Origin of the sequence: Microbacterium murale (assembly GCF_030815955.1) — a bacterium.
Classification (GTDB): Bacteria; Actinomycetota; Actinomycetes; order Actinomycetales; family Microbacteriaceae; genus Microbacterium; species Microbacterium murale_A.
This window is the reverse complement of sequence record NZ_JAUSXK010000001.1, coordinates 3,104,354-3,115,640: the sequence shown is the minus strand read 5'-3', so window position 1 is coordinate 3,115,640 and position 11,287 is coordinate 3,104,354. Positions and strand designations below refer to the sequence as shown.

Annotated in this window: 10 protein-coding genes; 8 read left to right on the top strand and 2 right to left on the bottom strand. The window is 66.0% G+C overall.

Annotation, left to right across the window (positions count from 1 at the left end; genetic code table 11):
* The first annotated feature begins 23 nt into the window (after window positions 1-23).
* Window positions 24-383, top strand: a complete 360-nt coding sequence (locus QFZ46_RS15005; RefSeq protein ID WP_307362996.1) for a Fe-S protein — start codon at window positions 24-26, stop codon at window positions 381-383.
* Window positions 384-391: 8 nt separating this feature from the next.
* Here QFZ46_RS15005 and QFZ46_RS15000 read toward each other — a convergent pair whose 3' ends face one another.
* Window positions 392-1,381: a LacI family DNA-binding transcriptional regulator gene (locus tag QFZ46_RS15000; RefSeq protein WP_307362994.1), complete on the bottom strand. Its 990-nt coding sequence runs from the start codon at window positions 1,379-1,381 to the stop codon at window positions 392-394.
* 155 nt (window positions 1,382-1,536) lie between these two features.
* On the opposite strand from QFZ46_RS15000, the gene QFZ46_RS14995 reads away from it, so the two are divergent.
* The 5 genes from QFZ46_RS14995 (at window position 1,537) to QFZ46_RS14975 (ending at window position 8,038) form a co-directional block, all read left to right on the top strand.
* The gene (locus tag QFZ46_RS14995) at window positions 1,537-2,454 is read left to right on the top strand and encodes a carbohydrate ABC transporter permease (RefSeq protein WP_307362992.1); all 918 of its coding nucleotides are present in this window, start codon (window positions 1,537-1,539) and stop codon (window positions 2,452-2,454) included.
* A gap of 46 nt (window positions 2,455-2,500) precedes the next feature.
* Window positions 2,501-3,346 (top strand): carbohydrate ABC transporter permease, encoded by an 846-nt coding sequence (locus tag QFZ46_RS14990; RefSeq protein WP_307364621.1) that lies wholly within the window; start codon window positions 2,501-2,503, stop codon window positions 3,344-3,346.
* A gap of 57 nt (window positions 3,347-3,403) precedes the next feature.
* A complete protein-coding gene (locus tag QFZ46_RS14985; protein ID WP_307362990.1) occupies window positions 3,404-4,762 on the top strand; it encodes an ABC transporter substrate-binding protein in 1,359 nt (452 codons plus the stop codon).
* Between the two features lie 60 nt (window positions 4,763-4,822).
* Window positions 4,823-6,577: a glycoside hydrolase family 35 protein gene (locus QFZ46_RS14980; protein ID WP_307362988.1), complete on the top strand. Its 1,755-nt coding sequence runs from the start codon at window positions 4,823-4,825 to the stop codon at window positions 6,575-6,577.
* A 78-nt stretch (window positions 6,578-6,655) separates the two neighbouring features.
* Complete coding sequence (locus QFZ46_RS14975; RefSeq protein WP_307362986.1) at window positions 6,656-8,038, top strand: MFS transporter; 1,383 nt, start codon at window positions 6,656-6,658, stop codon at window positions 8,036-8,038.
* Here the strand turns inward: QFZ46_RS14975 and QFZ46_RS14970 are convergent.
* Entirely contained in the window at window positions 7,996-9,057 is a 1,062-nt protein-coding gene (locus QFZ46_RS14970; RefSeq protein ID WP_307362984.1) for a S66 family peptidase, read from the bottom strand. The two genes, QFZ46_RS14975 and QFZ46_RS14970, sit on opposite strands and share 43 nt — an antisense overlap.
* Window positions 9,058-9,142: 85 nt before the next feature.
* Here QFZ46_RS14970 and QFZ46_RS14965 point away from each other — a divergent pair, with 85 nt between their 5' ends.
* Together QFZ46_RS14965 and QFZ46_RS14960 are read left to right on the top strand one after the other, a co-directional pair.
* The gene (locus QFZ46_RS14965; protein WP_307362982.1) at window positions 9,143-9,349 is read left to right on the top strand and encodes an AsnC family protein; all 207 of its coding nucleotides are present in this window, start codon (window positions 9,143-9,145) and stop codon (window positions 9,347-9,349) included.
* Between the two features lie 26 nt (window positions 9,350-9,375).
* On the top strand, window positions 9,376-11,274 hold the full coding sequence (locus tag QFZ46_RS14960) for an ABC transporter ATP-binding protein (RefSeq protein WP_307362980.1): 1,899 nt from the start codon (window positions 9,376-9,378) through the stop codon (window positions 11,272-11,274).
* The last annotated feature ends 13 nt before the right edge of the window (window positions 11,275-11,287 follow it).

Below are 11,287 nucleotides of genomic sequence, written 5' to 3'. Positions count from 1 at the left end.
ACGACGGAGCTACCGTAAGCCGCATGGAGACTCTGCGTCACGTCGTCTTACTCGTCCATCTCATCGGCTTCGCCGTGCTGTTCGGTTCCTGGGCTGTCCAGGCATTCGGCGGCCAGAAGCAGTTCGGCAAGATCATGGAGTACGGGCTGCTTATCGCCGGAGTCGCCGGACTCGCCCTCGCTGCGCCTTGGGGTCTGCCGGAAGGCGCCGAGCCGAACTACATGAAAATCGGCACCAAGCTCGTCATCCTGGTGGCGATCGGCGCCCTGGTCGGCTCCGGGTTGAGTCGGCAGAAGCGCGGAGCGTCGGTTGCGCCGGCGGTGTTCTGGCTCGTCGGCATCCTCACCGTTACGAACGCCGCAATCGCTCTGCTCTGGCGCTGACGCGCGACCTAGCGTGACGTGCGCGGCGGCGCCGTGCTCTCTCGGATGATGAGTTCGGTGCCGACCAGCGGCGTCTGCGTGCGCTCTCCGCTGCCGAGCTCGGCGAGCAGGGCGTCCACTGCGAGCGCACCGACCTTCTCCGGATGCTGCTGCACAGTCGTCAACGGCGGCCAAAGCTGTGCGGCATCCGGCAAGCCGTCGAAACCGACGACGCTGACGTCGCCCGGAATGTCCCGTCCGCTCTCACGGAACGCACGAACGACCCCGATCGCCATCTGGTCGTTCGCGGCGAAGACCGCCGTGACCTCGTCGATGTCTCGCAGCCGAGTGCCCGCCTCATACCCGGACGCGGCAGACCAGTCCCCCTGGATCGGCTCCGGCACCGCCCGCTCCCTCGATTCGAGCGTCTTCTGCCACGACTCGCGGCGACGTTCCGCTGAATACGACTTCGCCGGCCCTGCGACATGCCAGACCGTCTCGTGGCCCATGTCGAGCAGGTGCTCCGTCGCCAGCTTCGCGCCCTGCGCTTGATCCGTGTCGACGAACGGATGGCTCGTTCCCCGGTTCGAGTCGACGAAGACCACAGGCAGTCCGTGTGGCATCTCGACCTCGGCCTCGTCGAGCTGATGAGCCTCGATCACGATGATGATGCCGTCGACCGCGTGCTCCTCGATCCTTCGGAATGCGCCGGCAACGGTCTCGCGCGCACTCGATTCCACCGGGATGAGGGTCAACGCGTAGCCCATCTCGGCCGCCCTGACGGCGATCGCGTCGAGCGTGCGCTGGTTACCGTAGGAGCTGAACGAGAACATGATCACACCGATGGCGCGGAACCGCCCGGAACGTAGTGCTCTGGCCGCGCTGTTCGGCCGATATCCGAGGTGCTGCATCGCCTGCTCGACGCGCGTCCTTGTCGTGGCGCCGACGTATCCGCGTGCATTTACCACTCGGGAGACCGTCTGACCGGACACACCGGCCTCACGCGCGACGTCCTCCATGGACGGCTCTCTCCGCCGCTGCGGGACTGCCGGTGACTCAGAGGACACGATCATCGATCCATTCATGTGTTGACGTTGACACACTAGCAGTCGGTCGCATATGTTGACGTTGACACATTGCGCGGCATGCGCACAATCTAGAGAAGGTCTCGTCGATGACGACTGATTTCACTGCGACGCCCGGCCGCTCCGGCATCCGGCGCCGCGAGAAGCGCGACTGGAAGGGATGGGCCTTCGTCGGCCCGTTCATGGTCGTGTTCGCGCTTGTTTTCCTCACGCCTCTCGCCTACGCGATGTACCTGAGCTTCTTCCAGGAGAAGCTCATCGGCGGGACCGCGTTCGTCGGAGTGGACAACTATGTGCGCGCACTCACCGATCCGCAGTTCTGGGAGGCATTCGGGCGCGTCCTGATCTTCCTCCTGATCCAGGTGCCGATCATGCTCGTGCTTGCACTGGGCGCGGCGCTCGCACTGGACAGCGCACGTCTGCGCGGTGCCTCGTTCTTCCGCATCCTGATCTTCCTGCCTTATGCGGTTCCCGCCGTCGTCGCAGTGCTGATGTGGGGATACATCTACGGCGATCAGTTCGGGCTCACCGCGAACGTCAACGACTTCCTCGGATTCGAGGCGCTGACGCCGTTCGCCAAGGAGTGGATGCTGGTCTCGATCGGCAACATCGTCACCTGGGAGTTCGTCGGCTACAACATGCTGATCTTCTACTCGTCATTGAAGACGATCCCCACCGATATGTATGAGGCCGCATCGCTCGACGGTGCAGGCGCGTGGCGCACGATCTTCTCGATCAAGATCCCCTCCGTCCGCGGTGCACTCGTGATCGCCAGCATCTTCTCGATCATCGGCAGCTTCCAGCTCTTCAACGAACCCAACATCCTGCGCCCTCTCGCGCCGAACGTGATCACCACGTACTTCACCCCCAACATGTACGCGTACAACCTGTCGTTCGCCGGCCAGCAGTTCAACTACGCAGCAACGATCGCGATCATCATGGGCGTCATCACCGCCGTGATCGCCTATGTCGTGCAGCTGCGCGGCTCGAAGACGGAGGTGCGCTGAGATGGCGCTCGCATTCACCCGCCAGGCGACGAAGCGCCATGACCCGATGAACCCGCGCAGGTCGAACACGCTGCTGATCGTGATGATCGTCTACGCGCTGTACACACTGGTTCCGCTGGTCTGGCTGCTGTTCAGCTCCACCAAGACCCAGGCAGGACTGTTCTCCTCCTTCGGCCTGTGGTTCTCCGACGACTTCGCGTTCTTCGACAATCTCGTGGCGACGTTCTCGTACCGTGACGGCATCTTCCTGCGTTGGCTCGGCAACACGCTGCTCTACGTCGTGGTCGGGGCCGGTGGCGCGACGCTGCTCGCGACGATGGCCGGATACGGACTCGCGAAGTACCGCTTCCCCGGCCGACGCGCGGTCTTCGCCGTCGTCCTCGGAGCGGTGGCCGTGCCCGGCACCGCGCTCGCGGTGCCGACGTTCCTGCTGTTCAGCGAGTTGGGCCTGACGAACACACCGTGGGCGGTGATCATCCCCTCGCTCATCAGCCCCTTCGGCCTCTACCTGATCTGGGTGTTCGCATCCGAATCCGTGCCGACCGAGCTCTTGGAAGCGGCTCGCATCGACGGCGCGGGTGAGTTCCGCACGTTCTTCACGATCTCGATGCGCCTGCTCGCACCCGGCATCGTCACCGTCGCGCTCTTCACCGTCGTCGCGACGTGGAACAACTACTTCCTTCCCCTGATCATGCTCTCCGATCCTGCCTGGTACCCGCTGACCGTCGGGCTGAACCAGTGGAGCAACCAGGCCATCGGCGCCGGGTCACAGCCGATCTACAACCTCGTGATCATGGGCTCGCTGCTCACGATCATCCCGATCGTCATCGCGTTCCTGCTCCTGCAGCGGTTCTGGCAATCCGGTCTCACCGCCGGAAGCGTAAAGCAGTAGCACCAGCCGACGAGCACCACCCGAACACTCACAGCATCACCCGAAAGGAACACAGCAATGAAGCACATTCCCTCACCCGCGAAGCGCAGGGCACTCACGGCGCTCGCGGCCGGAACCGTGGCGGCCATCGCCCTTGCCGGCTGCAGCGCCGGAGCCGGCGACACAGGCGGCACCGGAGCCGGCGACGGCTCGTTCGACTCCGTCGAAGCTGCCCTCGAGACCGGCGGCGAGATCACGTACTGGTCGTGGACTCCGTCGGCCGAAGCGCAGGTCGCCGCGTTCGAGAAGGCTTATCCGAACGTGAAGGTCAACCTCGTCAACGCCGGCACGAACAACGAGGAGTACACCAAGCTCCAGAACGCCATCAAGGCGGGCTCCGGCGCTCCGGATGTCGTGCAGGTCGAGTACTACGCTTTCCCGCAGTTCGCGCTCACAGAGGCGTTCGTCGATCTCTCCCAGTACGGCTTCGCCGACTTCGAGGACGACTACACGGCATCCACCTGGAACTCCGTCACCGACGGCGACGCGATCTACGGGCTCCCTCAGGACTCGGGCCCCATGGCGCTGTTCTACAACAAGACCGTCTTCGATGCAGCCGGCGTGGCCGTGCCGACCACGTGGGACGAGTACTACGAGGCCGCCAAGACGATCCACGCCGCGAACCCGAACGCGTACATCACCAATGACACCGGCGATGCGGGCTTCGCAACGAGCATGATCTGGCAGGCCGGCGGACAGCCGTTCACGACGGACGGCACCGACGTCACGATCGACCTGCAGGATGCCGGGTCGAAGAAGTGGGCGGACAATTGGAACCGCCTCGTCGAGGAGGACCTGGTCGCCCCCTACGGCAGCTGGAGCGACGAGTGGTTCCGCGGTCTCGGCGACGGCAGCCTCGCCTCACTGGTCATCGGCGCCTGGATGCCGGGAAACCTGATCTCCGGCGCCCCCGACGGCTCAGGCGACTGGCGTGTCGCGCCGATGCCGACCTACGACGGCACCCCGGCGACCGCAGAGAACGGTGGCGGCGGCCAGGCAGTCACGACGCAGAGCGAGAATCCCGAGCTCGCAGCCGGATTCCTGTGGTGGCTGAACAACAGCGAGGAGAGCATCTCGACGTTCCTCGAGAGCGGCGGCTTCCCGTCGACCACCGCCGAGCTGTCCAGCGAGGAGTTCCTCAGCGACGCGCCGGAGTACTTCGGCGGGCAGAAGATCAACGAGGTGCTCGCTGCTGCGGCCGACGACGTGGTCGAGGGCTGGAACTACCTGCCCTACCAGGTGTACTCGAACAGCATCTTCGGCGACACCGTAGGACAGTCGTACCAGAACGGCACCGATATCAACGAAGGTCTCACCGCCTGGCAGGACGCGCTGGTCGAGTACGGCAACAGCCAGGGCTTCAGCGTCAACAAGTAAGAGAGTCAGGGGCGGGCGGGATCGATTTCCCGCCCGCCCCTCCCAGCGAAAGCGCAGTTCGTGAGCACCTTCTCCATCGGCGACACCGAGTTCCTCCGTGACGGCCGGCCGCATCAGATCATCTCCGGAGCCATCCACTACTTCCGGGTGCACCCCGACCAGTGGCAGGACCGCATCCGCAAAGCCCGCCTGATGGGATTGAACACGGTCGAAACGTATGTCGCATGGAACGCGCACGAGCCGCGCCGAGGTGAATGGGACGCCACCGGCTGGAATGACCTCGGGCGCTTCCTCGATCTCGTGCGCGAGGAGGGGATGGATGCGATCGTCCGTCCGGGTCCATACATATGCGCCGAATGGCATAACGGCGGCCTGCCCACTTGGCTGGCAGCGGACGAGAACACGCTGCGCACTTCCGACCCCGCGTACCTCGCCGATGTGGCCGACTACCTCCGCCGCGTCTACGAGATCGTGGCCCCGCGGCAGATCCAGCATGGCGGCCCTGTCGTCCTCGTGCAGATCGAGAACGAGTACGGCGCGTACGGCTCCGACCGGGAGTACCTCGAAGAACTCGTGCGCATCACGAAGGACTCTGGCATCAGCGTGCCGCTGACGACCGTCGACCAGCCAGTCGACCGGATGCTCGCGGACGGCAGCCTCGCGGGGCTCCATCGCACCGGGTCCTTCGGATCGCGCATCCCCGAACGTCTCGCCACGCTCCGCGAGCATCAGGCGACCGGTCCGCTCATGTGCTCGGAGTTCTGGGACGGCTGGTTCGACTGGTGGGGCGGTGTCCACCACACCACCGAAGTCGCGACCGTCGCGGAAGACCTCGATGCTCTCCTGGCGGCCGGCGCATCCGTGAACATCTACATGTTCCACGGCGGCACGAACTTCGGCCTGACCAACGGCGCGAACCACAAGGGGCGCTATCTCCCACTGGTGACCTCGTACGACTACGACGCACCGCTGGACGAGGCCGGCAACCCGACCGAGAAGTACTACGCGCTGCGTGATGTGATCGCGAAGCACGCTCCAGTGCCGGATGAGTTGCCGGAACCGGCCGTACCGGCGCCGTCGTTCACGGTGCCGCTGCGGAACATCGGAACGTGGACGGATGCCGGAACCGCCGCCCCCGCGTCCGCGGAGCACCCCGCGACGTTCGACGCGCTCGAGCACTTGAGTGCACTCGTGCGGTATGACGTCGAGCTGCCCGAACTCTCCGCGCCCGCGACGCTGACCGTCGAAGATGCCCGCGACCTCGCGTGGGTGCGCGTCGACGGTCAGAGCATCGGCATCCTGGCCCGCACTCGCCACGATCACACCATCACTGTCCCACCGGGCAAGATCCTCAGCATCCTCGTCGAAGATCAGGGTCGGGTGAACTACGGACCTCGTCTCGGCGAGGAGAAGGGTCTGATCGGCACGCCGCTCCTCAACGGCGACCCGCTGCGCGGTTGGCGCTCGACGCCACTGGATGTCGCGGCGACAGCCGCGGTGATCACCGCCCGCGACACCGAGGCCTCCGCGGAATCGGAGGCGGGCGCCGCACCATCCGCCTGGATCGGCGAGTTCGAGCTGCCGGACGCGTCCGATCTCTTCCTCGACACGGCGGGTTGGGGAAAGGGCTACGCGTTCATGAACGGCTTCTTCCTCGGCCGCTACTGGCGAAACGGTCCGCAGCGCACGCTGTACATCCCAGCACCCGCGGCGCGGCGGGAAACGAACCGGCTCGTCGTGCTGGAGCTCGAACATCTTCTGAAGCCGCGAGCGCAGTTCCTTCCTGGCCTCGAGCTCGGCGACCGCGAGGAATGACACACAGGCAATGCTCAGGAAGGCGTAAACTCCCGTGGGTGCTCACTCAGTCATGAGCACGCCGAACGCTAGGAGATCATGAGTACCGCTGTGAAACCCGCCAATCCGCGCTCGCGCGTCATTCTCGCCAGCCTGGTCGGCACGACGATCGAGTTCTACGACTTCTACGCGTACGCCACTGCCGCGGTCCTCGTGTTCCCCGTGCTGTTCTTCCCCAGCGACAACGCCACCGCGTCGCTGCTGGCGTCCTTCGCCGTCTTCGGCGCGGCCATGGTCGCCCGCCCCATCGGTGCGATGGTGTTCGGGCACTTCGGCGACAAGTACGGGCGCAAGGCGACGCTCGTCGCCTCCCTCCTCACGATGGGCATCGCGACGTTCATCATCGGCCTGCTGCCGACGTTCCAGCAGATCGGGTGGGTGGCGCCGCTGCTGCTGCTCATCCTGCGTCTCGCTCAGGGATTCGCCCTCGGTGGCGAATGGTCCGGCGCCGCACTCGTCGCGACCGAGAACGCGCCGAAGGGCAAGCGTGCCTGGTACGGATCGTTCCCGCAACTGGGCGCTCCCCTCGGCTTCATCATCGCGAACTTCATCTTCCTCGGCATCAACTGGGCACTCCCGCACGGAGAGAACCCCTCGCTGCAGTCGGAGGCCTTCCTCGCCTGGGGCTGGCGCATCCCGTTCCTGTTCTCCGCCGTCATGGTCATCATCGGTCTCTGGGTCCGGCTCAAGCTGGTCGAGTCCGACACCTTCAAGCGGGCGGAGCAGAAGGGCGTCATCCGCAAGATGCCGCTTGCCACCGTGTTCCGCCACCACTGGAAGCACCTCATCCTCGGCACGTTCATCATGCTGGCCACGTACGTGCTGTTCTACCTGATGACGAACTTCACGCTCGCATACGGCACGGCCGCGACCGACGCCGATGTGCCAGGAGCGGGCTTCGGTTACACCGACTTCGTGCTCATGCAGATCGTCGGCGTGGTCTTCTTCGGTATCTTCACGCTGCTCTCCGGCCCCGTCGCCGACGCGATCGGGCGTCGCAAGCTCCTGCTCTGGGTCACCGGAGCGATCATCGTCTTCGGGCTCACCTTCAACGTCTTCCTGATGCCGCAGATCGACCCGCAGTTTACCGGTGCGCTCACACAGGCATTCCTCGTGTTCGGCTTCATGCTGATGGGGATCACATTCGGCCCGATGGGTGCGATGCTGCCAGAGCTGTTCCCGACGAATGTGCGCTATTCCGGTTCCGCCATCGCCTACAACGTCTCCTCGATCCTCGGCGCCGCGATCGCCCCTCTCATCGCCCTGAAGCTGTGGGAGTTCGCGGGGGGCGAGCCGTGGCTCGTCGGACTGTACCTGTCGGCGATGGGCGTGCTCACCTTCGTCGCGTTGATCCTGACGAAGGAGACGAAGGACAACGACTACGAAGACGACCTCGGACTCGCTGCGGCCGTCGAGCTGTAGTCGGCTGTGACCGTGCGGCGGACGCCGTCCAAGATGATGCGTCCGCCGTACGGCACGATCCACTGCGGCCGCGTGTGCCCGAATGGCACCCCGACACACACCACGGCATCCGGGTTGTAGCGCGCGACCGTCTCGATCACGACATCGCGCTGGGCGTCGCGGAGCGCCTGCGCCTCGCTCTCGGACGGGTGGAACTCGAAGTCGCTCACCGGCGGCCGAGCGAAGATCACGCCCGCTGCGGCCTGGAGTATTCCGCGCTCCCCCAGACCACGCAGCCAGCGGGCGACCCACCCCGCGGGCGGACGCTCCTCGCTCGTCTCGAGCATCAGGATCGCACCGTCGAGGTCGGATGCCGTGGGGAGGCGATCCGCGAACGCCAAACCGTCGATGGTTTCGAGACAACCACCCCACGTGCGACCCTCGACGCGGCGCTCGGGCCCGCCCCATGTCCACGGCGTCGTCTGCGCGCGATCGCCGTACTCGGTGAGGGCGCGGTGGTCCTCCCACCGGCGGCCGACGTCTTCGGATTCGCCCGGTTCGGTGAGTTCCAGCTCGCCGCCGTCCAGCAGCGCCGCCCGCAGCGAGCGCAGGTGGATGTCATCGACGGCGGGACCAGGGCCGAGGTGCACGGCGGTCGAGCCGCCGTAGAAGCCGGGGACGCCGTGCTGCCACAGCCAGTTGAGGATGTTCGTGTTGTCGCTGTGCCCGAGGAACGGCTTGGGATCGGCCTGCGCGAGCGCAGCATCCAGGTGCGGGACGACGAGAATCTGATCGTCGCCGCCGATCGTCGCCAGGATCGCCCGGATGCTCGGATCGGCGAACGCTGCGTTGACATCGGCTGCGCGCGCCTCTGGACTCGCCCCGAGCTCACGTGTCGTCGGGTACTCCACGGGGACGAGTCCGGTGAGCTCGGTCAGTCGCCGCAGCGCCTGCTCGTGCAGCGCCGGTGCGACGGCGGGGGCGGCGAAGGACGGGGACAGGACAGCGATACGGTCACCTGGGTCGAGCTTCGAGAGCATCCCGCCATTCTGCCCGATGGGTGCAGGCCTCCGGATTCGTCAACTTGAGTTGACATCCCATCGGCGTCAAGTTATGTTGACGATCATGAGCATTCCCACCGCACAGGCGCTCGACCCGCAGGGCGAGCCGCTCGCCGAGCTGCACCGCCTGACCGAACTCCGTCGCGAGATCTCGCGCATCGAGGAGGCGCAGGTGCGCCGCGCGCGCAACACCGGCTACTCCTGGCAGGCGATCGCCAGCGCCCTCGGCGTGACCAAGCAGGCCGTCCACAGGAAGTACGGTCGTAGGTAACCCTTTTCTTCAGATCGAGGTCATAGATGTCTCGCATGGCGCCCACTCGCCGCCGCGGACGCGGTGCACCGCAGGATGGTCCGCGCGCCACGTTCCGCCAGTTGCTTCCTTTCCTCTTCGAACACAAGAAGACACTGATAGTCGTGGCGATCCTCAGCATCTTCGGTGCCGCGACATCGCTCGTTCAGCCGCTGCTGGTCGGACAGGTGATCGCGGCCGTGCAGTCCGGCGGCACTTTGGGGATGCTGGTGTGGCTGCTGGTCGGCTTCGTGCTCATCTCCTCCGTCATCTCCGGCTATCAGCACTATCTGCTCCAGCGCACCGGCACCGCGGTCGTGCACTCCAGCCGCCGCCAGCTGATCGCACGCATCCTGCATCTGCCGATCCGCGAGTTCGATGCCCGCCGCACCGGTGACCTGGTCTCGCGAGTCGGCACCGACACGACGCTCCTCTACGCCGTACTCACTCAGGGCCTTGCGGATGCGGTCGGAAGCGCCATCCTGTTTCTCGGAGCCCTGATCGCGATGCTGATCATCGATCCGATCCTGCTACTGCTCATCGTCGTGGTCGTCGGAGTCTCCCTCACCGTCGTCGTGATGCTGAGCGGGCGCATCCGCACCGCCTCGAGCGCACAGCAGGTCAAAGTCGGCGAGCTGGCCTCGGCGGTCGAGCGCGCGGTCGGATCGATCCGCACCGTGCGCGCCTCAGGCGCCACGGAGCGTGAGACGGCAGCGGTATCGACGCTCGCCGGTGAGGCGTACGGCCTCGGCGTGCGCATCGCCAAGGTCTCCGCACTGGTCGTGCCGATCTCCGGCATCGCCATGCAGCTGTCCCTGCTGGCTGTGCTCGGTGTCGGCGGGTTCCGCGTCGCGGCCGGAGCGATCACGGTGGCTTCGCTCATCACCTTCGTGATGTTCCTCTTCATGCTGATCATGCCGCTCGCGACGACGTTCGGAGCGATCACCTCGGTGAACCAGGCGCTCGGCGCGCTGGGACGCATTCAGGAGGTGCTCGACCTTCCGACCGAGGACCAGGAGGATGCCGTCATCGCCGCGTCTGTGCCGGTCGACGCCACGGGCACGGCATCCGATATCCCCGCGCTCTCTTTCCAAGACGTCCGCTTCCGCTATCCCGACGCCGTCGTCGCCGCGCGCGAAGCGGCGGCGGCCGAGGCTCGCACCGTGCTCGTCGACGCGCACCTCGAGCGCCGCACGAGCGACCCGGATGCTGATACCCATGCCGACCGGGACGTGCTCCGTGGCGTCTCCTTCGCCGTTCCACGGGGATCGCGCGTCGCGCTCGTCGGTCCCAGCGGCGCCGGCAAGAGCACGATCCTCTCGTTGATCGAGCGGTTCTACGACCCCACGGGCGGCTCGATCCGCCTCGACGGTCACGACATCCGCACCTATCCGCGCGCCGAACTGCGTGCGCAGTTCGGGTACGTCGAGCAGGACGCCCCGACCCTCGCAGGCACGCTCGCCGACAACCTGCGCCTCGCCTCGCCTGATGCGACGGATGCGGATTGCGAGCGCGTGCTGCGCGCCGTGAATCTGGGGGATGTGCTCGATCGCGGCACGCTGGGGCTTCAGACTCCGGTCGGCGAGGACGGCGTGATGCTCTCCGGCGGTGAACGCCAGCGTCTCGCGATCGCCAGGGCGCTGCTCACCGAGGCCCCGATCCTGCTGCTCGACGAATCGACCTCGTCACTCGACGGCGTGAACGAACAACGCATGCGCGAGGCGATCGATGCCGTCTCCGCCGACCGCACGCTCGTGGTGATCGCGCATCGTCTGTCGACGGTCGTCGACAGCGATCTGATCGTCGTGCTGCAGAACGGTGAAGTGGTCGGCCAGGGCACGCACGGCGAGCTCGTCGAGCAGGTGCCGCTGTACCGGGACCTGGCGCGGCACCAACTTCTCGTCTGATTCCTCAGAATGC